Raw genomic sequence first — 24,493 nt, 5'->3', positions numbered from 1 at the left:
GCACATTACCGCGACGGATGTGCGCCAATTCCGGCCAGATGCAGAGCTTCGAGCGCAATTTCGGCCAAACCGTCGCGATCGGGATCGAACCACCGCGCATCCAGTTCGCTGCGCAGCCACGTAATTTGACGTTTCGCGAGTTGGCGCGTGGCGAATATCGCACGATCGCGGAAGGTCGCGGCGTCCTGTTCACCGGCCAGCAGCGGCCACGCCTGGCGATAGCCGACCGCGCGCATGGCCGGCAGGTCGGCCTGCCACGCCGGCAATGCGCGCAGGCGACGCGCCTCGTCGAGGAATCCGTCGGCAAGCATCTGGTCGAAGCGGCGCGCGATGCGCTCGTGCAGCGGTGCGCGATCGACCGGCACCAGCGCGAGTTTCAGCAACCGCCACGGAAGGCGGTCGCCGGGGCCGGACTGCAATTTGGAAAGCGGCTTGCCACTGAGCTCGATCACCTCGAGCGCGCGCTGGATGCGCTGCGCGTCGCGAGGCCGGATGCGCTGCGCCGCGAGCGGATCGAGCTGCTGCAATCGCGCGTGCATGCGCGCCCAGCCGATCGCCGCGGCTTCGCCGGCAAGGCGGCGACGCAGCTCCGGATCGGCGTCCGGCAAGACCGAGAGGCCTCGCTCGAGCGCCCGGAAATACAGGCCGGTGCCGCCGACCAGCAGCGGCACCCGCCCAGCGCGCTGGATTTCGTCCATTGCGAGCAGCGCATCGCGGCGGAAATCGGCGGCGGAATATGCCTCATGCGGCTCGCGGATATCGACCAGTCGGTGCGGATGGCGTGCCAGCGTCGCGCGATCGGGCTTGGCGGCGCCGATGTCGAGTCCGCGGTATACCAGCGCGGAATCGACGCTCACGAGGTCCAGCGGAAAACGCTCCGCCAGCGCGCACGCGAGCGCGGTCTTGCCGCTCGCGGTCGGTCCCATCAGGAAAATCGCCGCTGGTCGATTATCGACGCGGTTCATCAGCTGCCGCGTGAGTGTCGGGGCGCGTATACGCAGCGGGCGGGCCTCACGGCACTGCCGACGACTCCGTCGTCGGAGCCACTGGCGCCGGCGTGTGCATATGGCGCCGCGGCAGCAGCGAAACGTCGAGCAGGTTCTCGATTCGCATGAAGACTTCCGCGCGCGAAAAGGGCTTCTTCATGAAATCGTCCGCCCCGATGCGTTGCGCATAGAACTGTTCGGTCGCCTGCTCGTTGCCGCTCATCATGATGATCGGGATCTCGCGCGTCAGCGGTTGCCGGCGCAACTGGCGCAGGGCCGCGAAGCCGCTCATTCCGGGCAACACGATGTCGAGGAAAACCAGGTCGGGGCGTTCGCTCATCGCGACCTCGATGCCCTTCTCGGCGTCGAACGCCTCCAGCACCACGTAGCCGTTCTGCCGCAGCATGCGCCCGAGCAGCGAGACCACCGTCGTCGAATCGTCCACCACCAGCACGCGCATGCCGCCGCGCGCGTTCAATCTCGCGCCGGAACGGCGCTGAGGCGGCGGGCGCGACGCACTGCCACCCCCCGCGAACAACCGCTTGAAGAAATCCAGAATAGCCATCGACCCCCCGTCGATTCCCTCCAATGCCACTTGCACGGCATATGCCAATAGTGTCTGCGCAATGGAGCGACGGCACAAGCCGACCCGTTCTCAATCCCGCGAGGAGTGCCCGGCGATCCGCCCGCCCGCAGCTTCCGCGCGGCCGTTCGCTCGGTACGCCCGCCTGCTTGCCGGCTCGCCGTATACTTCAGGGCTACGCGCCAGCCGGCGCCGCCAACGGTCATGTCCCATGTCGCAAGCGACGATGAAGGCTCTGGTCAAGCGCGAGGCCGCGCCGGGAATCTGGATGGAACAGGTCCCGGTTCCGGAGATCGGCCCGAACGAGGTGCTGATCAAGCTGGAAAAGACCGCGATCTGCGGCACCGACCTGCACATCTACAAATGGGACGAGTGGTCGCAGCGCACGATCAAGCCGGGGCTGGTGATCGGCCACGAATTCGTCGGACGCATCGTCGACATGGGTCCGGGCGTGCGCGGGTACACCCTCGGCCAGCGGGTCTCGGCCGAAGGCCACCTCGTGTGCGGTGTGTGTCGCAACTGTCGCGCCGGCAAGCAGCACCTGTGCCCTAACACGGTCGGCATCGGCGTCAACCGCAATGGTGCATTCGCCGAGTTCGTGGCGATGCCGTCGTCCAACCTGTGGCCGATCCCCGACCAGATCCCGAGCGAACTGGCCGCATTCTTCGACCCGTACGGCAACGCCGCGCACTGCGCGCTCGAGTTCGACGTGATCGGCGAGGACGTGCTGATCACCGGAGCCGGTCCGATCGGCATCATCGCCGCCGGCATCTGCAAGCACGTCGGGGCGCGCAATGTCGTCGTGACCGACGTCAACGACTACCGTCTCAAGCTTGCCGCCGACATGGGCGCGACGCGAGTGGTCAATGTTGCCAAGCAGTCGCTCAAGGAAGTCGTCAAGGACCTGCACATGGAGGGCTTCGACGTTGCCCTCGAGATGAGCGGCAACCCACGCGCGTTCAACGACATGCTCGACTGCATGTACCACGGCGGCAAGGTCGCCCTGCTCGGCATCCTGCCGAATGGCGCCGGCATCGACTGGGACAAGGTCATCTTCAAGGGCCTGACCCTGCACGGCATCTACGGCCGGCGCATGTACGAGACCTGGTACAAGATGACCCAGATGGTGCTGAGCGGTTTCCCGCTGCAGAAGGTGCTGACCCACCAGATCCACATCGACGACTTCCAGAAGGGTTTCGACCTGATGGACGCGGGCAACTGTGGCAAGGTCGTGTGCTCTTGGAACTGATGCGCATCTGACACCGCCGAAATGCCTTTCCGCCGCATCCGCGATCTGATCGAGGCCGCCCTCGCCGAGCTGCCGCAGACTCCGCTGCTCGCCGCGTTCAGCGGCGGGCTCGATTCGGCCGTCCTGCTGCATGCGCTGGCGCAGTCGGAAAGCGTGCGCGCGCGCGGCCTGCGCGCCGTGCATGTCGACCATGGACTGCATGAGGAAAGCGAGCTGTGGGCGCGCAAATGCCGCGATTTCACCAACGCCATCGGGGTCGAGCTGATCGTGCGCGCGGTCGACGTCGTGCGCGGGCCAGGCCTCGGCCTCGAAGCCAGCGCGCGGCGCGCGCGTTACGCCGCGATCGAAACGCTGATGGCGCCCGGCGAGATCGTCGCGCTGGCCCATCATCGCGACGACCAGGCCGAGACCGTGCTGTTGAAGCTGTTGCGCGGCGCCGGTCCCGAAGGCATCGGCGCGATGCGTCCGCTGCGTCGCCTCGGGCGCGGGTTCGCCTGGCGCCCGCTGCTGTTGTTGCCGCGCGCGGCGCTGCGCGAGTACGCGGAATACCATCAGCTCGGCTGGATCGCCGATCCGAGCAACGCCGACCAGACCATCGACCGCAACTACCTGCGCATGCAGGTGATGCCGCGCATCAGCGCGCGCTGGCCGGAGGCGGAGAGCAGCATCGCGCAAAGCGCGGCATGGGCGCGCGCTGCCGCGGAATTCATCGACGCAGAGGCCGACCGTGCGCTTGCGCGCATCCAGGGTCTCGACCCTTCGACCCTGCACTTCCGCGAATGGCTGGCGCTGCCGACCGCGCTGCGCGATCCGGTGTTGCGACGCTGGTTGCGCGCGCTCGAACTGCCGGAGCCAACCCACTTCCAGGCTGCCGAACTCGTGCGTCAACTCGGTGAAGCCGGCGAGGATCGCCAACCTTGCGTGCGCTGGCCCGGCACCGAGGTTCGGCGCTATCGCGACCTGCTGCACGCGCTGGCGCCGCTGCAATTCCCGCCGCTCGACTGGGTCGCGCCGTTCGACGGTCAGCCACTGTCGCTGCCGCTCGATGTGGGCGCGTTGCATCTGCAGGGCGCGGACGGGTCCGTGCGTTTGCCGGCGCCACTGCAAGTGCGTTTCCGTCGCGGCGGTGAAAGCCTGCGGCTTTCGAGCGGCGGGCGCACGCGCGAACTGCGCGACCTGTTCCAGGAAGCGGGCATTCCGCCGTGGAAGCGCGGTCGCATGCCGCTGCTGTTCGATGCCAACGACAGGCTGGTTGCAGTCGCCGACGTCTGGCTTAGCGAGGCCGGTGCGGAACTGCTCGCGCCACTCGACGCACGCATCGTCTGGACCACGGCCGACAAGGGCGCGCGACCCGGCGGGGGCCATCTGGCGATTGATCTTGCCGATGTGCTGAGCTAGCGTTCGTGCCCATGCCGAAAGTTTCCGCGCAAGATTCCCCCGCCGCCGCCTCGCAAGTCGCCGATTTCGAGAAATCCCTCGACGAACTCGAACAGCTTGTCGGGCGGATGGAGCATGGCGAGCTCAGCCTCGACGAGTCGCTGCAGTCGTTCGAGCGCGGCATCGCGCTGTACCGCAATTGTCAGGGCGCGCTCGATCAGGCCAAGCTGCGCGTGAGCCAGCTGCTTGACCCTGCTTCAGCGGACAGCACGCAACCTTTCGATCCCGACGTGCCGTAGCCTTTGCGATCCTCCCTGATCGCCCACTTCGACCAGGACCGCGTTGCCTTGGGCGCCATCGCGACCAGGGAATCCAGAGCGGTGGCCGCACTTTTCATCAAGCGCGAGCAGGGTCCCGCATCCGTTCGCGTTGGGCGCAGCGAGCGGCAGCGAACGAATTCGAAACGCCGACGAACCCTTCGACTCCGGCCCTGGGGGCCTGCGCTCAGGGCGAAACGGAACCAGATCATCAAGAGCATCCCTTCCTGAGTGAACGACCTGACCCCTGAACTCCTGGCGCTGTCGGCGCGAGCGGACGAAGCGCTCGCGCGCGCGCTCCCCGATGAGTCGCAACCGCCGGTCGAACTGCATCGTGCGATGCGTTATGCGGTGCTCGGTGGCGGCAAGCGCCTGCGCCCGTTGCTCGTGTATGCGACCGGGCATGCATTCGGCGCACCGCTCGGGCGGCTCGATTCCTCAGCCGCCGCGGTCGAGATCATCCATGCGTACTCGCTCGTGCATGATGACCTGCCGGCGATGGATGATGACAACATCCGGCGCGGCCGGCCGACCTGCCACATCGTGTTCGGCGAAGCGATGGCGATCCTCGCCGGCGATGCGCTGCAAGCCCTCGCGTTTGAAGTGCTCGCAAACGACTTCATGCTGGCGGCGGAGCCGGCCAGCCACCTCGTGATGCTGCGAACGCTCGCCGGCGCGTGCGGCTCGCACGGCATGGCCGGCGGCCAGGCGTTCGACCTCGCCGCGGTCGGCAAAGTGCTTTCCGCCAGCGAACTCGAACGCATGCACGTGCACAAGACCGGCGCGCTGATCCGCGCCTCGGTGCGCCTTGGCGCGCTGGCGGCCGGTTGCAATGACGCACGGACTCTCGCCGCGCTCGAGACCTACGGCCATTCGATAGGACTCGCGTTCCAGATCCGCGACGACCTGCTCGACATTGAAGCCGATACGACCCAGCTCGGCAAAACCGCCGGCAAGGACGTCGCGGCCAACAAGCCGACCTATCCGGCCATCCTCGGCATCGAAGCCTCGCGCTCGGAACTGACGCGGCTGACCATGACGGCACTCGACGCCATCGAACCGCTCGCGAATGCGACGGCGCTGCGCGACCTCGCCCGCTTCGTCGCCGAGCGCGCGAGCTGAGTCCGGCACTCGAAGGCGCGCCGGCCTCGCGCGGCCGGCGGCGCGGGATTACCTGCCTATTTCACCAGGCGCAGGGTGAACGGATAGCGGTACGCGATGCCCTCGTTCGCCTTGATCGCGGCGATGATCGTCAGGACGAACCAGGCGACGCACAGAACCGCGCCGATCGGCCATGCGATCAGCAGGCCAATGCCGAATGTGACGATCGAGAACAGCACCAGCGCCGTGAATGCGATCGCGAGCGTGATGTTGAAGTTCAGTGCTTCCTTGGCCTGATCGGCCGCGAACGGCATCGTGTCGCGCTTGACCAGCCACACGATCAACGGGCCGGCGATGCAGCCGATCCCGGTGATGAACGCGCTGAACGCGGAAAGATGACCGATCAGCGCCCAGGTCCGCTCGTCGCTGGACTGGGTCGCAGGCAGCGGCGCCTGCGGTTCGACGTTCGGAGTCGTGGTGTCGTTGTCGCTCATGCGATGTCTCCGTGGGGTGGCGGATACGATATTGCGTCGGGCGGCGGGGAGCACAATAGCGCGGAAGTCACGGCTTCGCCGGCAGATGCCCGGCTCCGTCGCCGGCCGACGCCGGCGCCGCACAGGCACGCGGCTGCCACCGCGGACCGCTATAGAGGCGGATACCGGCGCCGATGGGCACGTCGTCGAGCGAGACGGTCGTCTTTTTGCGAACGACGTTGAGCTTCGCACTCGCCTTCTTCGCATCGACGCGATCGACGATCGCGCGAAGCCATACGTGCGGTGAGGTCGCGCCGAGATCGTCGAGAAACATGCCCTCGAACAACCCGGCATCGCTGCCGGCATCGATGTCGATGCGGTAATGGTGCAGGTTCGCGTCTTCCGGAGAGTACTTCGTCGCCGCCGCGACGTCCGGCCGGGCCGCGACGATCGTCGCAGCGACCGGCACTGCGTGCATGCGACGGCGCCATTCGCCTTCCACGACGGGCAGGCCGCACGGTGGTCTGCCTCTGTCGCGCGGGCGCTGCAGCGCAGTGTCATTCCACATGAACGAGGCGGTGAAACTGTCGAACCGGGTATTCAGTTCGTTGACGATGAAAGCCATCGAACCCTCGGGCACGAGCGCAACCCGATCGTCCCAGCGCACGATCACGAACGCTTGCTGCGCCGGCGTGTTCGGTGGGCGATCCGTGTCGTCGAGGTTGACGATCAAACGGCCATCGCGAACCGCATAGCGGCCCTCGACTCCGAGAGCCACGCCGGCATCAGCCGACTCCTTGTAGCCGACCCAACCGTCGCGGTCGAGCGCGATGTCCAGCCCGGTGTAACCGGTGGACACGGAGTAGATTCCCGGCGAAAGCGCTTCTCCCGCATCCGCATCCAACGCGGCGACAGAGTCACGACGGCGTTTGAACGCGCAGGTATCGACCCACCAGAAGTGTTTCGATCGCTGCTCCACGCACTCCGGTGGCGCCGGCCACTCGATCGTCTCGAGAGCTTCCTCGAGCGTGCTCGCCTGCGTATTCTCCCGCGCAGCGACACTCGCGAGCACGAATATCGATGCTGTGATCAATCCCCATCGCACTCGCGGAAGTCCTTTGGTCGGGAGGCGCAGTCGATCTTTCCAAGGGACGAGCAGGTGCGTCCGACCGTCGCGCCGACCTTGGCAGACAGCTATTCGCCGGCGATGGTCATCCGCTCGAGCAGGATCGAACCGGTCAGGATATGCGAACGCGGATCGACGTCGGCGCCAATCGCAGCGATGCCCTGGAACATGTCGCGCAGGTTCGCCGCGATCGTGATTTCCTCGACCGGATACGCGATTTGGCCATCCTCGACCCAGAAGCCGCTGGCGCCGCGCGAATAGTCACCAGTGATCAGCGAAACGCCCTGCCCCATCAGCTCGGTCACCAGCAGGCCGCTGCCCATGCGCCTGAGCATCGCGGCAAAATCGTCGGTGCCGGATTCGACGACGATGTTCTGAACTCCGCCCGCATTCCCAGTCGACTGCAAACCAAGCTTGCGCGCGGAATAGCTGCCGAGGATATAGCGCTCGAGCACGCCGTCCTTGATCAGGTCCGAATCGCATGTCGCGACGCCTTCCGAGTCGAACGCGGTCGAACCATGCCCGCGCAGGATGTGCGGGCGCTCGACCACCTGCATCCACGCGGGGAACACCGGCTTGCCCACATGGTCGACGAGAAAGCTGGCGCGACGGTACAGCGCACCGCCACTGACCGCGGACAGGAAATGCCCGATCAGGCTGCGCGCGACTTCCGGCACCAGCAGCACCGGGCAGTCGCGGGTTGACAGGCGACGTGCGCCGAGCCGCGAGACGGTCCGCTCGGCGGCCTTGCGACCGAGCTGCGCGGCCGGCATGAAATCGGACGCACGACGCACGCTGTCGTACCAGTAGTCGCGCTGCATGCCGTTTTCGTCCTCGGCAATCAGCGCAACCGACAGCGAATGGTGCGTGCCGCGTTCGGTACCGACAAAGCCGAGCGAGTTCGCATACGCAGTCAGCGAGGCGCCAACCTGCACCGATGCGCCATCGGAGTTGTCGATGCGCGGGTCAAAGCTGCGCCCCGCGTCTTCGATCTCCACACCCAGCGCGATCGCTTCCTCGGGCGTGATGTCCCACGGATGCCACAGGTCGAGGTCGGGGAGCGCCTTCGCCAGCAGGGCCGGATCGGCGAGGCCGTTGGCCGGATCCTCCTCGGTGTAACGCGCGATCGCGCAGGCGTGCTCGACGGTCTGTTCGATCGACTTCGGATCGAGGTCGGCGGTATTGGCAGATCCCTTGCGCCGCCCGAAGTAGACCGTCACCGAGACGCCACGATCGCGCGTGCGTTCGACCGTCTCGACCTCGCCGAGGCGCACGCCGACGCTGAGCCCCAGGTCGATGCTGGCAGCGACATCCGCCTCGCTGGCGCCCTTGCTGCGCGCCAGGCGGATCACGTCTTCGGCGATCGAGGCGAGGCGGTCGAGGTCGGCAGAGCTGGTATCTTTGTGGTTCACGATGGCATTCATTGCTGCATTATCCCGGAAACCGTGATGCACGACCTGCACGACGAATCATCGGACGAGGCCCTTGGCCCAAGCCGAAGCCAGCAACGCCGCGACGCGCTCGATATCCTCAAGCTGGCTGAAACGCTGGCCGCGCTGAGCGAGGCCGAACTGGCGCGCGTCCCGCTCGATGACGAACTGCGCGAAGAGGTCCGGCGCACCCGTGCGGTGTCCTCCCATATTGCACGCAAACGCCAGAACCAGTTCCTCGCCAAGCAGCTGCGAAAGCTCGACGAGGAAGCGGTCGAGGCGATCCGCTACGCGCTCAGCGTCGACCGCGAGAAGGCCCATCGCGAAACCGCGGCGATGCATCGTCTCGAAACCTGGCGCGAGCGCCTCCTCGCCGACGGTGACGACGCGCTCGCCGAGCTCATCGCGCAGCACCCCGGCGCCGACCGCCAGCACCTGCGTACGCTCGTGCGCAACGCGCTTGCCGAACGCAAGGCGAACAAGCCACCGCATGCGTTCCGCGAACTCTTTCGCGAGCTGCGTGAATTGCTCGACGACAGCGCCTGACGCTTGCGTGGGGGCAAATGTCTGCGCGAGCGACACTCTTGACGGAGCGCTGCAGGCACGACCGATGCCCGGCACGAGCCGAATGCCTGCCGCGCCCGCGCTGCTCCTACCAGCAGACCATCACGAGCGTGGCACGGGACCGACGGTGAAGATCGAGAGCGTCATGCGGCGGTGCCACCGACGGTCATGCTGTCGATCTTCAGCGTCGGCTGGCCGACGCCGACGGGCACGCTCTGGCCGTCCTTGCCGCATACGCCGACGCCTTCGTCGAGCTTGAGATCATTGCCGATCATCGACACGCGCTTGAGCACCTCCGCGCCGGAACCGATCAGGGTCGCGCCCTTGACCGGACGCGTGACCTTGCCGTTCTCTATCAGGTACGCCTCGCTCGCCGAGAAGGTGAACTTGCCATTCGTGATGTCGACCTGACCGCCCCCGAAATTCGGCGCATACAGTCCGCGCTTGACCGAGGCAATGATCTCGCCCGGATCGCGCTGGCCGGGCAGCATGTAGGTATTGGTCATGCGTGGCATCGGCAGGTGCGCGAACGATTCGCGCCGGCCGTTGCCGGTCGGCGCCATGCCCATCAGGCGCGCGTTGAGCTTGTCCTGCATGTAACCCTTCATGACGCCGTTCTCGACCAGCACGGTGCACTTCGTCGGGGTGCCTTCGTCATCGATGCTGAGGGAACCACGTCGACCGGCGAGCGTGCCGTCGTCGACCACGGTGACTCCATCGGCCGCGACTTTCTCGCCGAGCATGCCGGCGAACGCGGACGTTTCCTTGCGATTGAAGTCGCCTTCGAAACCATGGCCGATTGCTTCGTGCAGCAGCACTCCGGGCCAGCCCGGACCGAGCACGACCGGCATGTTTCCGGCCGGCGCGGGCACCGCTTCGAGGTTGACCAGGGCGGCGCGCACGGCCTCACGCGCGAATGCCTGTGCGCAGCCATTCTCGAGCAGTTCCGGGAAGCCGTAGCGGCCGCCACCGCCGCTGCTGCCCGACTCGCGCCGGCCGTTCGCCTCGGCGATCACCTGCACGTTCATGCGCACCAACGGGCGCACATCCGCCGCAAGCGTACCGTCGGAGTGCGCGATCAGCACTGTGTCGAGCCCGGCCGCGATGCTGACGATCACCTGCTTCACGCGCGGATCGGCGGCACGGCACGCCGCGTCCACTTCGCGCAGCACGGCGATCTTCGCTTCATTGGACAAGCTGTCGATCGGATCGATCGGCGCATACAGCGCTCGCGTAGTGGCGATCGCCAGCGGCTTGCCGATTCCGTTGGCGCCCGCCTGCGCGATCGCACGCGCGGAACCCGCGGCTTCGAGCAGCGCCGGCAGCACGATCTCGTCGGAGTAGGCGAAGCCGGCCTTCTCGCCGGACAACGCGCGCACGCCGACGCCTTGTTCGATCGAGTGGGAGCCGTCCTTCACGATGCCGTCTTCGAGCACCCACGATTCGCTGCGCGAATGCTGGAAATACAGATCCGCCGCGTCGATCGACGGTCCCATCAGGCGCGTGAACACGCCATCGAGGTCGCCGGCGGCAAGGCCGCCGGGGCTCAGCAGTCGGCGTTCGGCGAGGGTGATGAGGTCGGACATGGGAAGCCGTGATTCGTGATTCGAGAAGACCGTGCGCTGGGGCTGGCGCGGTGCTGCTTTCGCCAAACGCCAAGCCCTGCAAATGGGGCCGCGCATGCTGGACCACAAGCAAACCTATTGCAAACCGTCGTCGTCCGGGTGCGGCGGCAGCACCATCCAGGGCGCGGGCTTGTCCACCCCCGGCTCCTGCGGAGTTCCTGCCGGCGCCGGGGTCGGCTCGTCCGGCAGCTCTTCCGCGGCGGACGGCGCCGCGCGGGGGGAGCGGACCCGCGCCAGTTGGGTGATCTGCGGCTTTTCCCATGACCCCGATACCTTGTAGCGGCGCGCAACCGCCTTGCCGATCGGCTTGTTGAACAAGCCCTGCATGACGAATCCGGCAGCCGCACCAACCGGTCCCGCAGCGAGCGCGCCAACGATCGGCAAGGTCGCGCCTGCATGCGGCGTCACATCCATCAACTGGTCGTAGTCCTTGCTGCGCAGGCCGGTGCGACCGCTTACGACGATGTCGGCCGCGGGACTCTTGATCCTCAGTCCATCGGTATACGCATTGCCGCCAGCGAGGCGAAACGTGCCGGTGATCGAATTGAAACCGAGGCCGGACTGGAAGAAGTCGCTGAAGTCGAGGCTGAGTCGGCGCGGGATCTCGGTCAACGAGAACAAGCCGAACAGGCGCCCCGCGCCGGGCTCCACGTCGAGGATGCGCCCTTCGGCGACATCGATGCCGAGCGTGCCGTCGAGCTTGGCCAGCGCGAACGCGGACGGCGGGCCGAGCCAGCTTGCATCGATCGTCGCCTTGGTGCTGCCACCATCGATCAGGCCAGGAAAACCGAGCGCGTCCATCATGCGGCCGAGACTCTGCGCGCTCAGTTCGATCGACATGTTCGTGCGGTTCTCGATGATGCCGCCGGTCCAGTCGCCGCGAGCGGTCATCTTCACGTTCGGCGACTGCGATTCGAGCGTGTCGACCTGCATGCCCCCGGGGACGGGATGGCTGTCGAACCGCGCCGAACCGAAACTCGCCTTGCCGAGCTGGAAATCCTCGACCGTGAGGTGCAGCGGCGGCAACGCGCCCGGCGCAACGTCGGCGAACGCGCCCGCGTCCGGCGCATCGGCTGGCGCCTCCGGCCAATGCATGCGCGCGAAATGCGCGGTGATGCCGCGCGCGCCGATGTCACCGCGAGGAACCTCGAGGCTGCCGGCAAGCGCGGCGCCATCCAGCGTGATCGTGGTGGTCGCGGGTGCGTTCTCGACCTTGAGACCGGTGTCGTCGAAATGGCGGCCGCCGAACACGAAATCGGCCGCGCGCACGTCGATCGACTGCACGAAGCCGGCGCCGCTGCCCGATTCGACCAGGTCGAGCCACGCGCCCGCATCGAGCCGCTGCATGCGTCCACCGATGACAATGCCGCTCGCGGGCGGGTCCGCGGCCTTGCCGGCACCGAATTGGATGCGCGCGCCGAACGCGCGATCCGGCCCAGGCGCGCGACCCGCAAGGCTGGCGATATCGCCCAGCCGGGCCGTGAACGCCTGCCCCGCGACGGGCAGTCCGAGTTCGAGATGGAACGGCACGCTCGCTTGCACGCTTTTCGCAAGCGGTGCTGGCAGAACGATGGCACTGCCGACGAGCGCGCTGTCGAGACTGAGTGCGCTGCGGGTTGCACCGCCCTCGCCACGCTCGACCGCTACGCGCGCAGTCCATTCCGATTCGCCCTGCACGCTGCCGAGCAGCGGCAGCAGCATCGGCGCATCGGCGAATACGCTGGCAACCGGCCAACTGCCAGCAACGCTCGCCTCGAACGCGTTGCGCGGCTCGCCGACGAAATCGCCGACCGCAATCGTCAGCTTCGCCTTGCGTTCGCGGAACTGCGTGTCGAGCTGGTCGGCGATGAAACCCTTCTGGTTGAAGCGCAACGTGCCGGACGCATCCGTGAAGTGCAGACCGTAGGCGTTGTGGTCGATTTTCGCGCCGACCAGATCGACGCGGCCGTCGAGCGACAGCGCTTCGGTCTGCCGGATCGGCAGATTCAACGTGAACGCGACCGCGCCCCTGCCGCCGACCGCGATGTCCTTCAACTGCTCCTGGTAGCGCTTGCCGATCGGCGTCGCGCGCAGGAAGGCGAGGAGGTTGGCGCCACTGCCCTCCGCCCTGGCCGACACATCGAGCAGCAGCGGACCGAAGTCCTCGATCGACGCGCTCGCCATGCCGACTTTGGTGCCCATCGTGGTGAGCGAGTCCGAATCGACGCGCACGCCATCGTTGATGAACGTCGCAATCGCGTCCATGTGCTCGGCGGGCGGCCACTCGGCGTGGTAGTCGAGCGTGGTGTCGACGACATGCGCCTGCGCAACGAAGCTTCCGCTGCGATCGTGAAATGGCCAATCATCGAGGTCGCCGTGGATTGCGGCGCGCCCTTCGACAATGCGGCCACCGACCAGTGCGCGGTCGAGCCATTCGATCGCCCTGGCCGACATCGAAGTGGTTGGCCAGAACAGTTTCGCGGCGATCACGTCTCCATGCGCGACGAGCGCGGACAGATCGACGCTTGGCCGGCGCCCCGCGACGACATCCACGCTGCCGCGCAATTCTCCGCCATAGCCTTCGCCTTCGAAACCGAGACGATCGGTTTCGATGCGCCAACCCTCGTCGATGCGCCGCGCGACCACGTCACCAGCGAACGTGGCGAACAGGAACGGCCGGCGGAACACGCGCGGATAATCGACACGGATCGGCTTCGGTGGCAATGTCGCCAGCAACGCGTCCGCGTCGCCGATCAGGTCGAGGTCGAGCTGCGCCACGCCCGGGATGGATTCGACGCTCGCGATTTCCACGCCGCGCAGGCGCGCCTCAACGCGATAGTCGTCGCTGCCATTCCAGCCGATATCGGCGTGTTCCAACGTGCCGCGCGGATGCGCGAGGTACAGCCAGCGACGCAATCCGGCCGGTGATGCGCTGGCCAGCATGGCCAGGTCGCCGAGCGGTTCGAGTTGCAGCGCATCGACACCCGCCCGCCAGCGCGGATGGGCATCATCGCCGCGCCGTTCGATCGACAGCCGCGCGGGGGGATCGTTGTTGGCGACCAGATCGACCACGTCGAGCGACCAGCCACCCGCGTCGCGCATCCAGCGCGCGACCAGAGCGAGGCGGTCGAACGCGACACGCGGCTCCGGCGCGAAGGCCTCGCCGAGCGCGACCGCCTGATCCGTCGACAAGCGAAGTTCACGCGCATCCAGGCGCACGCGCACGTCCGCGACCTGCCCTTGCGCAACCTGCGCCCACACCTGCAGCGCGCCATGACCGCCCAGCGGACGCACGCCTGCGGGCGCCATGCCCTGGCCGACACGCGCGAAGTCCACCTCGCGACCACCCAGGTAGATCTGGCCGGAGCGCGAACCGACGTCGAGGTCGGCAACCAGATCGAGCGGCGGCGAGTCACTGTCGGCGCGACGCACGCGTCCGAGCACCCGCACGCCGGCGCCGCGGTTGAGCACCCGCAGCACCGGCGCGACCAGTTGCGTGTGCAGTCCGCGCTCGCTGTCCTCGACCGCGAGTTTGAGCCGGGAGATCTCGAGTGCGCCAAGCGCACCCATCGAAAGCGGTTCGTCGCTCTTCGAGGCACCGAGATCGAGGTCGCGCAGCTTCCACTCGCCGCCTTCGTGCACGAGTTTCAGCTCGACATCGGCAAGCCGGAATTCGCTGACCGCGCGATTGCGCTGCACCAGGGCGAACAGGTCGAAGGCGAGTTCCGCATGAGGAATCACCAGCGTCGACGCCGGCGAATCGCCGCCGATGCGCACGTCGTCGAGCGACAACAGCGGTCCACCACCCATCCAGCGGCCATCCAGCCGTCCGATCGTGACCGGACGACCGAGCCGGTCCGACAGCCAGCGCCCGACCCGCTCCGGATGTTGTGCGAGCCAAGGCATCGCCAACTGGGTGACGCCGGCGAGTACGCCGAGCAGGATCACGCAGGTCGCGGCGATCGCCAGCAGCGCGAAGCGCAGCCGGCGCAGGTGCGCACGCCCGTTGGCGGTCACACGTCCTCCGCGCGGTTACAACAGCACGACATCGTACTGTTCCTGCGAGTAGTGCTCTTCCGGCTGGAAGCGGATCGTCTTGCCAATGAATTCCTCAAGCTCGGCGACGGCCGCGGAGTCCTCTTCGAGAATGCGATTGACGACTTTCGGCGCCGCCAGCACCAGCAATTGCTGCGCATCGAACTGGCGCACCGCGCGCGTGATCTCGCGGAAGATCTCGTAGGTGATCGTCTCGGCCGTCTTCATGCTGCCGCGTCCGGCGCAGGCGGGGCACGGTTCGCACAACTGGCGCTCAAGGCTCTCGGTGGTGCGCTTGCGCGTCATCTCGACCAGACCGAGCGGCGACATGTCGTACACCGTTGCCTTGGCGTGATCGCGCGCCATCGACTTCTGCAACTGGCGCAGCACCTGGCGCTGGTGCTCTTCGTCGGTCATGTCGATGAAGTCGATGATGATGATGCCGCCGAGGTTGCGCAGTCGCAGCTGCCGCGCGGCCGCCTGCGCGGCTTCGAGGTTGTTGCGGAATACCGTTTCCTCGAGGTTGCGCGTACCGAGGAAACCGCCCGTGTTGACGTCGATTGTGGTCATCGCTTCGGTCTGGTCGACGATCAGGTAGCCGCCGGATTTCAGCGGCACATCCTTCTTCAGTGCGTTCTGGATCTCGTCCTCGACCCCGTACAGGTCGAAGATCGGCCGCTCGCCCGGGTAATGCTCCACCCGCTCGGCCAACTCGGGCATGAATTGCCCGACGAAGCGCTGCGCGCGTTCGAGCGTTTCGCGTGAATCGACCCGCACCTTCTCGATCGACGGCCGCATCAGGTCGCGCAATGCGCGCAACGGCAGGCTGAGGTCCTCGTAGATGCGTTCGCCGACGCGCGCGCGCGTCATGTTCCCGGTGATTTCCGTCCACAGCTTGCCGAGATAGTCGATGTCCTCGGCCAGCGATTCGCGCGGCTGCCCTTCCGCGTTCGTGCGCACGATGTAGCCGCGCGTGCGCGCCACCGGCGTCGCAGCCGGCGTTCCGGAAGGCGGCAGGTCGGTGGCGGTGAGTTCGGTGAGGAGTTCCTTCAGGCGCGCGCGCTCGGCTTCGTCCTCGATGCGGACCGATACGCCCAGCACCTTGCTGTACGGCAGCAGCACGAGGTAGCGCGACGGGATCGACAGATGCGTGGTGAGGCGCGCGCCCTTGCTGCCGATCGGGTCCTTGACCACCTGCACGACGATCTCCTGCCCGTCGCGGATGAGTTCATTGATCGGCGGCGTCGGCCCCGGCGCTGCGTCGCCGTTCTCACCTGTCAACGTCGCGTGCGGCCGCACGATGTCCGAGGCGTGCAGGAAGGCGGCCCGCTCGAGCCCGATTTCGACGAAGGCGGCCTGCATGCCGGGCATGACGCGGCTGACCCGACCCTTGTAGATGTTGCCGACGTAGCCGCGCCGGCTCGCGCGCTCGACGTGAACCTCCTGCAGCATCCCGTTTTCGACCAGCGCCACGCGTGTCTCACGCGGAGTCACGTTGATCAGGATTTCTTCGGACATGTAAGGACTTGGAGGGAGAAATTGAAGCGACTTATAGCTTTACGAGCGCCTGCTTGTCGATTGCGCCGGCCGCAATCCCGACAATGTTTGCAAATCAACCTTTCGGGCCAGCGTCAGCGGATCCTTCCCGCGCATGTAGACTGACCGGCTCGATTCCCGAAATTCCCGGTTACCGACGTTGCGTTACCGCACAGGCAACACCCTCATCGACCTCGATGCGCGCGAGATCCGCCGCGGCGACGCGGTTGTCGATGTCGAAGCCAAGGTATTCGACCTGATCGCCCTGCTGCTCGCCCATCGCGATCGGGCCGTCGACAAGCGCGAACTCAATGCGGCGCTGTGGGGCGATCGCCCGGTGACCGATGCGGCCCTGTCCCAGCAACTGCGCAAGGCGCGCCGTGCGCTGGGTGACGACGGTGACGCGCAGCGCGTCATCCGCACGGTGCATGGCCGCGGCCTGCGCTGGGTCGGTCCGCTCGTGGAAGCGATCCAGCCGCCCGCGCCGATCCAGTCGCAGCCACAAGCGGTTGTTTCGCGCAACGTGACAGCATCGCGAGCGCGCCCATGGGCGCTGGCGGCCACCGCCGCGTTGCTGCTCGGCGTGCTCGCCGCCGCCGGCTGGCGCCTGGCGCAGTGGCCTTCGCATGCGCGCGTATTGGCGGGCGTGCGCATCGCGGTTCTGCCGACCGACGACCAGAGCGGTGACGCCAGCCTCGACTGGACCCGCAATGGCCTCATGGGGTTGATGGCGAGCCTGTCAGGCCAGGGCGGCGGAGTCGATGTGGTCGCCGCACCGGATGTGCTCGCGATCGACGCCGGCACTCGCCCGCTCGACGCAAACAGCGCGCAGTCGCTGCGCGCCGCACTCGGCGTGACCCACGTGCTGGCGACGCGCCTGCGGCGGGTCGGTCCGCTGTATGAACTCGACCTGCATTTGATCGCGGCAGGCGCCGCCGAGCGGCAGGAGACGCTGCATGGAAGCGCTCCCGCGCCGCTGGCCGTCGACGCCGTAGCGCAGATGCGGCGCTGGCTCGGCCTCGACCCGCTGCCGGACGTGCGCAACCGCGGTATCGGCAATCCTTTTCTTTCCGAAGCCTACGCACGCGGCCTCGCTGCGCAGTTGCACGGCGACCTTGCCGGCGCACGCAAGTATTTCGAGATCTGCCTCGATCAGGACCCCGGCCTCGCCTGGGCCCGGCTTGGCCTCGCGATCACCCAGGGTGCAACCGGCGATGCCGCCGCCAGCACGGACAACGCCGCCAAGGTTGCCGCTGCCGCGCGCGAACAGGGCAACGAGGAATTGCTGGTGGCGGCCCTGCGCGAGCTCGGCTCGAATGCGTTCCGGCGCGGCGATCTCGATGAAGCCGCGCGCCATCTCGACGCCGCGCTGGCGGACGTCTCGGCCAATCGTCCGCTGATGCTGGTCGACCTGCTCGTCGCAGATGCCTCGATCGAGGACGAGCGCGGTCACTTCCAGCGCTCGCGCGCCCAGTTCGACCGCGCCCTCGCGGTCGCGCGCGAAAGCGGCAATCGACGCGGCGAGGCACTCGTGCTGGTCAATCTCGCGAGTCTCGAAAACGGTGCCGGCGACGCCGCGGCGGCGGCATCCATGCTGCGCGCCGGACTGGACGCCGCGCGCGCCGCCGGTGACGCCTCGATCGAAGGCAACACACTCGCCAATCTCGGCGCCGCCGAAGCGAACCAGGGCCACCTGCTCGACGCTGCGGTGCTGCTGCGTCAGGCGCTCGCGATCGCCCGCAGGCGCGGGGACCTGCAACTGGAAATGCTGACGTCGGTCCAGCTGATCTGGGTCCTCGCACCGTTTGGCCGCGACACCGAAATCGAAAATCTCGCGAAGCAGGTCTCTGCGGCCAGCGAGCGCGAGCACAATCCATACTGGAAGGCGGAACTGGACTGGGCCATCGGATCCCTCGCGGCGCGGCGCGGCGATCGCACGGCTGCGCTGGCGCACTTCGAAAACGCGCGCGGGCGCTACCGCGACGCGGGCATGACCCGCAATCTCGCACCCCTCCTCGCGGACATCGTTGAAGCCGCGACGGCAAACCTCGACGCGGCGCGCGCGCACGAGGCGGCGTCCGCATTCCGCGCGATCGCCGAAGCGGATGTGCGCGCGTGGGGCGCGTGGCTGCCGCTGATCGACGCGCAGTTGCGCCGCGTCGACGGCGATGCATCCGGCGCGCTGGCCGCGCTTGAAGCGCGCCTCGATCGCGCGCCCGACGCGACCGGTGCGGCGGCCCAGGCCAGCCTGTTCCAGCTCGGTCGATGGCAAGTCGCGAACGGGCAACCCGAAGACCTGCTGCTGCGCAGCGCCTGGCAGCCATGGCTCGAACAGCACCCGGACGCGATCGCGCTGCGCGTGGGGGCATTGCACGCGAGCGGGCGCGATGCCGACGCCGCTATCGAGCAAACCCGTCTCGATCGCCTGAAGCAGGCGCCGCAACTCGACCCCGACGCGGAGCGGCAGTGATGAAAATCACGCCTGGTCGCGCACGCGTCATGAATCCGTCAAGACCTGCAGCGAGCCGCTGCGCTGCAATGGCCGCATCTTACCGCTGGAGCCGATCATGAACCGCATCGCCCTCGCCGCCCTGCTGGCCCTCGCAACGTCCAGTGCCAGCGCCGAGCTCGTCACGATCCGCTACGACTTCACCGGCGGCATCGCGAACCGCGAGTTGATGTGGGGCTACTTCGGTGGCGACCGCGGACCGACCACCGGCCGCATCCTGTCGACCACGCTGGTCATTACCGACTACACGACCACCGGCACGCAGGACGCCGCCGACTTCTACTTCACGTTCGACGTGCCGACCGACTCGGCCACACAGCATATCGGCCTGACCGGCACCGGACTCGCCTGGTCCGGTCTGGGCAGCTTCAGCCATAGCTTCACCTCGGACGCCTACAACGGGCAGATCCGGGAAGGTCGTTTCGCATCGGAGTCCTCGGGCGGCGGCGAGTTCAGCGGCGAGACCTATGTCGAATTCCTCGTCGATGCGGACCCGCTCGATTCGATCTTTCCGGACGGATTCGAACCGCTCTAGTGGGCGGTTCGGATGAGGCGGATGGGATCAGTGATCAGGCATTGCTGAAGCGGCGCAGCAACTGCGAGGTTTCGTGCAACGGCAGGCCCATGACCGCGGAATGGCTGCCTTCAAGGCGGCTGATGAAGGCAGCCGCGCGTCCCTGGATCGCATAGGCGCCCGCCTTGCCGAATGCCTCGCCGGTGGCGACATAGGTGGCGATGTCGCCTTCCGACATCTCGGAGAATTCGACCATTGACCGGCTGAGCGCGTGTTCCTCACGACCGGCATTGATGCACCACACTGCCGACAACACGCGATGCCGCTTGCCGGAAAGGCGTCGCAGCATCGCCATCGCATCGGCCGCATCGACCGGCTTGCCGAACACCTCGTCATCGACCACAACTTCGGTATCGGCACCAATCACGATTGCGCCGGGCACTGCCGCGACCTGCAGCAGGCCGGCGCCCGCCTTCTCGCGCGCGACCCGGCTGACGTAACCCTCGGCGGTTTCACCCGGCTCGCGCTGCTCGGGCACGTCGACATCGAGCACGTCGAAATCGAGCCCGATCTGGCGCAGCAACTCGCGCCGCCGCGGCGACTGGGAAGCAAGGAAGAGATGCATCGGGGTCCCGGAATGTGCTGTCCGGGCAGACTATAGCAACGCCGGGGAATCAGCCGACGATGGTTTCGGGGCGGTCGCCGTCGCGATGACGGTCGATCTGTTGCAGGCTCTGGAACGCCTCGCGCTGCATGCGTTCGAGCGTCTTCATGAAGTCCGGAGAACTGGCGTCGAGGTGATCGAGCCCGAGGCTTTTCAGGATGTCATAGCTCATTGGCGGTTCCCCCTGAGAACCCGTCATTCACGTACCTGGAAGCAGCAAATTCCATGCCGATGCGGTCCTCGGGTATTGCACCTCTCGATACGGGCGTATGCGCCGCCATCTGACGCACCCCGCGCGATTCTGACAATCGGCGCAGGCAAGGGCTTCAGCGGCCCGCGCTGCGACGTTCGGCCTTGCAATACGTGCTGCGGCAGGTGCCGAGCCCGGGAATCGCTTTCACGATGCAGGCATCGTCCGATCGCGCCGCCAGCAGTGCACCGAGCAACGGAAACAGGCTGTGCAGGCCGGGAAAGGACGTCGCGCAAAGGTGGGCCAGGCGGCTCATGGGAGGTGCTCGGATTCTCGGATGCAGGTGTGCAAGCAAGGGCCGCGCCAACGCGCGAAACGCTCGCGAAAGACGCGGTGTCCATCCTGTCGACCTGACCCCGGCTGCACGCGCCGGCGCGGCGATCAACCACCGATGATCAAGCCTTCCGAATTCCATCTGCGCGGCGGCCGCTCGGGCGTTCTGTTGATCCACGGCCTGACCGGCACGCCGACCGAGATGCGCTTTGTCGGCAATGGGCTGCATCGAGCCGGCTTCAGCGTGCTCGGCATGCAACTCGCCGGTCACTGCGGCGACGAAGCCGACCTGCTCGCGACCGGCTGGCGCGACTGGCATGCGAGCGTGCTCGCGGCGGCGGCGCGCTTGCGCGAGGACGTCGACCACCTGTTCGTCGCCGGCCTCTCGATGGGGGCCATCCTCGCGCTCAAGCTGGCCATCGACCACCCGGAGCATGTCGACGGTCTCGGCCTGTATGGCACCACGTTCTTCCACGATGGCTGGGCGACACCGCCGATCGGTCGCCTTGCGTTCCTGTTGCCGCTGGTGACCTCGCTGGGCTTCGGTCGCCAGCGTGTCTCCGCCGAAGTCGAACCCTATGGCATCAAGGACGAGCGCATCCGCAAGCGCATCGTCGGAGCGATGCTGTCCGGCGACAGCCAGGCCGCCGGACTCGCCGGTTTTCCGTGGCCGGCGCTGGCCGAATTCCAGCGGCTTTCACGCCACGTGCGCAACCGCATCGGTCGCGTGCGCGCACCATGCTTCGTCGCCCATTCGTCGAACGATGACGTGGCCGGACTGCGCAACGTGCGCGTGATCGAGCGCGGCGTGCGCGCGCCGGTTGAAACCTTGCTGCTCGACAACAGCTACCACATGGTTACGGTCGACCAGGAACGCGCCAGCGTGATCGAGCGATCCGCCGCATTCTTCGAGCGCTTGGCCAGGCAGCGCCCGCTGGAACTGCCGCAGGGCGTGCAACTCGCGACCGCAACCGAGTGATGGCCGGCGAAACGCGCGCCACGGCGCCGGAGTTCCGCAACCTGCTCGAACCGCCTGCGCTCATCGCACATTTCCTTGCGCATCCGCCGGAAGGATTTTCCGTGCTCGCGACGCGCTCGGGCACACCCGCCTTCATCGCACCGTTCGACCTGTTGACGACGGCGGACGTGGCCCTGCGCAAACGCGTGGCCGCGCTGCCTTTGTACCGCTGGTGGGGACGACTGCTGCGACCACGCACCTGTTTCGTCGGCACCACGGTGTCCGAGTACGCCCTGTTCCCGTGTCGTGCCGAAGCAGGTGCGCTCGTCGCCGAGTGGCTTGCCGATCACGCCCGGCGCCGCCCATTCCTGATCGTGAAGGACATTCCGCAACATTCACCGCTGCTCGACCAGGCCAGCAATACGCAGGCGCACGCGATTGCACAGGCCTGCGAGCGGGCGGGTTTCGTGCTGCTGGAGGGCCAGGCGCTGGCGTGGGTACCGATCGATTTCGAGTCCCGCGACGACTACCTCTCGCGCCTCTCGCCCGGCCGACGCAAGGACATCCGGCGCAAGCTGCGCGCGCGCGCAGCGCTGGACGTCGAGGAGATTCCCGCCGGCGCGCCCGCATTCGGCGACCGCGCCCTTCGCGACGAGTTCTACGCGCTGTACCTCGAAGTCTACGCGCAAAGCGAGATCCACTTTGATCGCCTCAGCCGCACGTTCTTTGATGCCCTGCTGCAGGATGCGACGAGCGGCGGCATCGTCTTCGTGTATCGGCAGGCAGGACGCATGATCGGCTGGAACCTGTGCTTCGTCGTCGGCGAAGCGCTGGTCGACAAGTACGTCGGCTTCTCGTATCCGGCCGCGCGCGAACACAACCTGTACTTCGTCAGCTGGATGCACAACCTCGAGTACGCGCGACAACACGAACTGTGCTGCTACATCGCCGGCTGGACCGACCCGGAGATCAAGGCCTACCTCGGCGCGCGCTTCACCTTCACCCGCCATGCGGTACGCCCGCGCAGTCGCTTGTTGCGCGCGATACTGCGCCGCCTGTCCGGGCATTTCGAAAGCGATCGCGCCTGGGCCGAAGGCAAGGCGCTCGAAGGCAATTGCAGAGAAGCCGATGTCGACCGCACCGGTCATTCTTGACTTCGATCGTTCCGTCGGCGCCCTGCCGGGAGCGACGCGCATCGATCTCGCCGGCTGGCAGGAAGCGATCCGCTTCGGTTGCAGCTTGGGCCGCTTCCGCGACGTAGCGCGCGTGATCAATGATTGCATGCCGGCCGACCACGGCTGCGTGTTCCTCGGCAGCGGAGACTTCCACCACCTGACCTGGCCACTGGTCGAACGCCACGCCGCATGCGGCCCATTCGACGTCATCGTATTCGACAACCACCCGGACAACATGCGCTTTCCGTTCGGCGTGCACTGCGGGTCCTGGGTACGCAAGGTCGCATCGCTGCCGTTTGTCGCGCACGTCCACGTCGTCGGCATTTCTTCGGCCGATGTTTCCGCCGCGCATGCCTGGGAGAACCATCTCACCCCGTTGCGGCGACGCAAGCTGAGCTACTGGACAATCGGCGTCGACGCGCGCTGGGCGGCGCGTCTCGGGCTGGCCCACGCGTTCCGCAACTTCGACACGCGCACGGCCCTGCTCGATCGTTTCCTGGACGAGCAACGCGGCTCGACGCGCCCGGTATACCTGTCGATCGACAAGGACGTACTCAGCCCCGACGTTGCGCACACCAACTGGGATCAGGGCCGCCTGCTCGATACCGACCTGTTCGCCGCGATCGAAGCCCTGCACGGCCGCGTGCTCGGCAGCGACATCACCGGCGACATCTCTGCATACCGCTATGCGACATGGTGGAAGCGCAAGCTCAGCGCGTTGGACGAGCAACCCGAAATCGATCCCGCGCGGCTCGCTGGATGGCAGGCGCAGCAGCATGCGTTGAATCTGTCCTTGCTTGCGCGTATCGACGCAGCCCGCCCCAGTTGACGGCGCCGTCGCTCTCGCAGGGCAGAGTGCCATGCTGACAGCGAAGGGAGTTCGCCCCACCCGTTCACGCTGAGCGCAGCGTCCACCACTCCGTTCGCGCTGAGCGCAGCGGCGCAAGCCGCGGAGTCGAAGCGCCTGCGTCACCGCGTTCACCACGATGCCTGCCCTTCGACTCCGGCCTGCGGCCTGCGCTCAGGGTGAACAGAGAAAAAAAAGTCGACACGGAAAGGTGACGTGGGGTGCATCGCAAAGTCCCCAATCCGTTCGCTGAGCGCAGCGTCCCCGACACCGTTCGCGCTGAGCGCAGCGTCCACCACTCCGTTCGCGCTGAGCGCAGCGTCCACCACTCCGTTCGCGCTGAGCGCAGCGGCGCAAGCCGCGGAGTCGAAGCGCCTGTGTCACCGCGTTCACCACGATGCCTGCCCTTCGACTCCGGCCTGCGGCTGCGCTCAGGGTGAACAGAGAAAAAATCGACACGGAAAGGTGACGTGGGGTGCATCGCATAGTCCCCCACTCCGTTCGCTGAGCGCAGCGTCCCCACACCGTTCGCGCTGAGTGCAGCGTCCCCGACACCGTTCGCGCTGAGCGCAGCGGCGCAAGCCGCGGAGTCGAAGCGCCTGTGTCACCGCGGTCACTACGATGCCTGCCCTTCGACTCCGGCCTGCGGCCTGCGCTCAGGGTGAACGGAAAGAAAGACCCAGCGCCGGGAGCGCCGGAAGACCCGGCATTCGGGCCATCCATGTCCTTGCCGGAATTTGCTCCTGCAATTCTCCCCACATGGATGTGGGAAGTGTGCCCCGGCGCCGGGAGCGCCGGAGGACCCGGCATTCGGGCCATCCATGTCCTTGCCGGAATTTGCTCCTGCAATTCTCCCGACATGGATGTGGGAAGTGTCCCCCGGCGCCGGGAGCGCCGGAGGACCCGGCATTCGGGCCATCCA

At 67.0% G+C, this 24,493-nt stretch carries 21 protein-coding genes; 10 read left to right on the top strand and 11 right to left on the bottom strand.

All coding sequences use genetic code 11. The features are described 5' to 3' along the window. Positions 1–5: 5 nt before the first annotated feature. Together miaA and ACILRJ_RS04405 are read right to left on the bottom strand one after the other, a co-directional pair. The gene (gene miaA / locus ACILRJ_RS04410) at positions 6–965 is read right to left on the bottom strand and encodes a tRNA (adenosine(37)-N6)-dimethylallyltransferase MiaA (RefSeq protein WP_395680805.1); all 960 of its coding nucleotides are present in this window, start codon (positions 963–965) and stop codon (positions 6–8) included. Between the two features lie 46 nt (positions 966–1,011). Continuing rightward, the gene (locus ACILRJ_RS04405; RefSeq protein WP_395680803.1) at positions 1,012–1,551 is read right to left on the bottom strand and encodes a PleD family two-component system response regulator; all 540 of its coding nucleotides are present in this window, start codon (positions 1,549–1,551) and stop codon (positions 1,012–1,014) included. Positions 1,552–1,795: 244 nt separating this feature from the next. Here ACILRJ_RS04405 and tdh point away from each other — a divergent pair, with 244 nt between their 5' ends. The 4 genes from tdh (at position 1,796) to ispA (ending at position 5,634) form a co-directional block, all read left to right on the top strand. Further along, entirely contained in the window at positions 1,796–2,818 is a 1,023-nt protein-coding gene (gene tdh / locus ACILRJ_RS04400; protein WP_395682018.1) for an L-threonine 3-dehydrogenase, read from the top strand. 21 nt (positions 2,819–2,839) lie between these two features. After that, the gene (gene tilS / locus ACILRJ_RS04395) at positions 2,840–4,216 is read left to right on the top strand and encodes a tRNA lysidine(34) synthetase TilS (protein ID WP_395680801.1); all 1,377 of its coding nucleotides are present in this window, start codon (positions 2,840–2,842) and stop codon (positions 4,214–4,216) included. Positions 4,217–4,227: 11 nt separating this feature from the next. Beyond that, on the top strand, positions 4,228–4,494 hold the full coding sequence (locus ACILRJ_RS04390; RefSeq protein WP_395680799.1) for an exodeoxyribonuclease VII small subunit: 267 nt from the start codon (positions 4,228–4,230) through the stop codon (positions 4,492–4,494). 258 nt (positions 4,495–4,752) lie between these two features. Continuing rightward, positions 4,753–5,634, top strand: a complete 882-nt coding sequence (gene ispA, locus ACILRJ_RS04385; RefSeq protein WP_395682016.1) for a (2E,6E)-farnesyl diphosphate synthase — start codon at positions 4,753–4,755, stop codon at positions 5,632–5,634. A 56-nt stretch (positions 5,635–5,690) separates the two neighbouring features. On the opposite strand, the gene ACILRJ_RS04380 is transcribed toward ispA, so the two are convergent. The 3 genes from ACILRJ_RS04380 to pmbA all read right to left on the bottom strand — a co-directional run bounded on the left by ACILRJ_RS04380 (position 5,691) and on the right by pmbA (position 8,636). Next, positions 5,691–6,107, bottom strand: coding sequence for a DUF4870 domain-containing protein (locus ACILRJ_RS04380; protein ID WP_395680797.1), 417 nt, complete (start codon positions 6,105–6,107; stop codon positions 5,691–5,693). A gap of 67 nt (positions 6,108–6,174) precedes the next feature. Further along, positions 6,175–7,179 (bottom strand): hypothetical protein, encoded by a 1,005-nt coding sequence (locus ACILRJ_RS04375; protein ID WP_395680795.1) that lies wholly within the window; start codon positions 7,177–7,179, stop codon positions 6,175–6,177. A gap of 101 nt (positions 7,180–7,280) precedes the next feature. After that, complete coding sequence (gene pmbA / locus ACILRJ_RS04370; RefSeq protein WP_395680793.1) at positions 7,281–8,636, bottom strand: metalloprotease PmbA; 1,356 nt, start codon at positions 8,634–8,636, stop codon at positions 7,281–7,283. A 24-nt stretch (positions 8,637–8,660) separates the two neighbouring features. Here pmbA and yjgA point away from each other — a divergent pair, with 24 nt between their 5' ends. Then, entirely contained in the window at positions 8,661–9,188 is a 528-nt protein-coding gene (gene yjgA / locus ACILRJ_RS04365; RefSeq protein WP_395680791.1) for a ribosome biogenesis factor YjgA, read from the top strand. A gap of 161 nt (positions 9,189–9,349) precedes the next feature. On the opposite strand, the gene tldD is transcribed toward yjgA, so the two are convergent. From tldD to rng, 3 genes are all read right to left on the bottom strand, one after another. Further along, complete coding sequence (gene tldD, locus ACILRJ_RS04360; RefSeq protein WP_395680789.1) at positions 9,350–10,792, bottom strand: metalloprotease TldD; 1,443 nt, start codon at positions 10,790–10,792, stop codon at positions 9,350–9,352. A 114-nt stretch (positions 10,793–10,906) separates the two neighbouring features. Beyond that, on the bottom strand, positions 10,907–14,827 hold the full coding sequence (locus ACILRJ_RS04355) for a YhdP family protein (protein ID WP_395680787.1): 3,921 nt from the start codon (positions 14,825–14,827) through the stop codon (positions 10,907–10,909). A 15-nt stretch (positions 14,828–14,842) separates the two neighbouring features. Next, positions 14,843–16,363: a ribonuclease G gene (gene rng, locus ACILRJ_RS04350; RefSeq protein WP_395680785.1), complete on the bottom strand. Its 1,521-nt coding sequence runs from the start codon at positions 16,361–16,363 to the stop codon at positions 14,843–14,845. A gap of 178 nt (positions 16,364–16,541) precedes the next feature. Between rng and ACILRJ_RS04345 the strand changes: the two genes are divergently transcribed. Together ACILRJ_RS04345 and ACILRJ_RS04340 are read left to right on the top strand one after the other, a co-directional pair. Then, positions 16,542–18,851 (top strand): winged helix-turn-helix domain-containing protein, encoded by a 2,310-nt coding sequence (locus ACILRJ_RS04345; RefSeq protein WP_395680783.1) that lies wholly within the window; start codon positions 16,542–16,544, stop codon positions 18,849–18,851. 97 nt (positions 18,852–18,948) lie between these two features. Continuing rightward, positions 18,949–19,425, top strand: coding sequence for a hypothetical protein (locus ACILRJ_RS04340; protein ID WP_395680781.1), 477 nt, complete (start codon positions 18,949–18,951; stop codon positions 19,423–19,425). A 34-nt stretch (positions 19,426–19,459) separates the two neighbouring features. Here ACILRJ_RS04340 and ACILRJ_RS04335 read toward each other — a convergent pair whose 3' ends face one another. The 3 genes from ACILRJ_RS04335 to ACILRJ_RS04325 form a co-directional block, all read right to left on the bottom strand. Beyond that, positions 19,460–20,029, bottom strand: coding sequence for a Maf family protein (locus ACILRJ_RS04335; protein ID WP_395680779.1), 570 nt, complete (start codon positions 20,027–20,029; stop codon positions 19,460–19,462). A 49-nt stretch (positions 20,030–20,078) separates the two neighbouring features. After that, positions 20,079–20,240 (bottom strand): hypothetical protein, encoded by a 162-nt coding sequence (locus ACILRJ_RS04330; RefSeq protein ID WP_395680777.1) that lies wholly within the window; start codon positions 20,238–20,240, stop codon positions 20,079–20,081. A 154-nt stretch (positions 20,241–20,394) separates the two neighbouring features. Beyond that, positions 20,395–20,574, bottom strand: coding sequence for a hypothetical protein (locus ACILRJ_RS04325; RefSeq protein ID WP_395680775.1), 180 nt, complete (start codon positions 20,572–20,574; stop codon positions 20,395–20,397). 135 nt (positions 20,575–20,709) lie between these two features. Between ACILRJ_RS04325 and ACILRJ_RS04320 the strand changes: the two genes are divergently transcribed. The 3 genes from ACILRJ_RS04320 to ACILRJ_RS04310 are packed head-to-tail and all read left to right on the top strand — an operon-like array spanning position 20,710 to position 23,553. After that, positions 20,710–21,570 carry an alpha/beta hydrolase gene (locus ACILRJ_RS04320; RefSeq protein ID WP_395680773.1) on the top strand — a complete coding sequence of 287 codons (861 nt, stop codon included), beginning with the start codon at positions 20,710–20,712 and terminating at the stop codon, positions 21,568–21,570. After that, positions 21,570–22,703 (top strand): peptidogalycan biosysnthesis protein, encoded by a 1,134-nt coding sequence (locus tag ACILRJ_RS04315; RefSeq protein WP_395680771.1) that lies wholly within the window; start codon positions 21,570–21,572, stop codon positions 22,701–22,703. Before ACILRJ_RS04320 ends, ACILRJ_RS04315 begins: the two co-directional genes overlap by 1 nt. Next, positions 22,678–23,553, top strand: a complete 876-nt coding sequence (locus ACILRJ_RS04310; RefSeq protein ID WP_395680770.1) for an arginase family protein — start codon at positions 22,678–22,680, stop codon at positions 23,551–23,553. Before ACILRJ_RS04315 ends, ACILRJ_RS04310 begins: the two co-directional genes overlap by 26 nt. The last annotated feature ends 940 nt before the right edge of the window (positions 23,554–24,493 follow it).

The organism is Dokdonella sp. (assembly GCF_044227025.1).
Taxonomy (GTDB): domain Bacteria; phylum Pseudomonadota; class Gammaproteobacteria; order Xanthomonadales; family Rhodanobacteraceae; genus Dokdonella_A.
This window is presented reverse-complemented; position numbering and strand designations above follow the sequence as displayed.

What these genes read in the sequence shown, in the direction of transcription:
- ACILRJ_RS04325 (WP_395680775.1), bottom strand. Translation starts at nt 20,574, where the DNA reads ATGAGCCGCCTGGCCCACCTTTGCGCGACGTCCTTTCCCGGCCTGCAC.
- ACILRJ_RS04335 (WP_395680779.1), bottom strand. Translation starts at nt 20,029, where the DNA reads ATGCATCTCTTCCTTGCTTCCCAGTCGCCGCGGCGGCGCGAGTTGCTG.
- ACILRJ_RS04380 (WP_395680797.1), bottom strand. Translation starts at nt 6,107, where the DNA reads ATGAGCGACAACGACACCACGACTCCGAACGTCGAACCGCAGGCGCCG.
- tdh (WP_395682018.1), top strand. Translation starts at nt 1,796, where the DNA reads ATGAAGGCTCTGGTCAAGCGCGAGGCCGCGCCGGGAATCTGGATGGAA.
- ACILRJ_RS04405 (WP_395680803.1), bottom strand. Translation starts at nt 1,551, where the DNA reads ATGGCTATTCTGGATTTCTTCAAGCGGTTGTTCGCGGGGGGTGGCAGT.
- yjgA (WP_395680791.1), top strand. Translation starts at nt 8,661, where the DNA reads ATGCACGACCTGCACGACGAATCATCGGACGAGGCCCTTGGCCCAAGC.
- pmbA (WP_395680793.1), bottom strand. Translation starts at nt 8,636, where the DNA reads ATGAATGCCATCGTGAACCACAAAGATACCAGCTCTGCCGACCTCGAC.
- tldD (WP_395680789.1), bottom strand. Translation starts at nt 10,792, where the DNA reads ATGTCCGACCTCATCACCCTCGCCGAACGCCGACTGCTGAGCCCCGGC.
- rng (WP_395680785.1), bottom strand. Translation starts at nt 16,363, where the DNA reads ATGTCCGAAGAAATCCTGATCAACGTGACTCCGCGTGAGACACGCGTG.
- miaA (WP_395680805.1), bottom strand. Translation starts at nt 965, where the DNA reads ATGAACCGCGTCGATAATCGACCAGCGGCGATTTTCCTGATGGGACCG.
- ACILRJ_RS04320 (WP_395680773.1), top strand. Translation starts at nt 20,710, where the DNA reads ATGATCAAGCCTTCCGAATTCCATCTGCGCGGCGGCCGCTCGGGCGTT.
- tilS (WP_395680801.1), top strand. Translation starts at nt 2,840, where the DNA reads ATGCCTTTCCGCCGCATCCGCGATCTGATCGAGGCCGCCCTCGCCGAG.
- ACILRJ_RS04330 (WP_395680777.1), bottom strand. Translation starts at nt 20,240, where the DNA reads ATGAGCTATGACATCCTGAAAAGCCTCGGGCTCGATCACCTCGACGCC.
- ACILRJ_RS04390 (WP_395680799.1), top strand. Translation starts at nt 4,228, where the DNA reads ATGCCGAAAGTTTCCGCGCAAGATTCCCCCGCCGCCGCCTCGCAAGTC.
- ACILRJ_RS04340 (WP_395680781.1), top strand. Translation starts at nt 18,949, where the DNA reads ATGAACCGCATCGCCCTCGCCGCCCTGCTGGCCCTCGCAACGTCCAGT.
- ACILRJ_RS04310 (WP_395680770.1), top strand. Translation starts at nt 22,678, where the DNA reads ATGTCGACCGCACCGGTCATTCTTGACTTCGATCGTTCCGTCGGCGCC.
- ACILRJ_RS04315 (WP_395680771.1), top strand. Translation starts at nt 21,570, where the DNA reads ATGGCCGGCGAAACGCGCGCCACGGCGCCGGAGTTCCGCAACCTGCTC.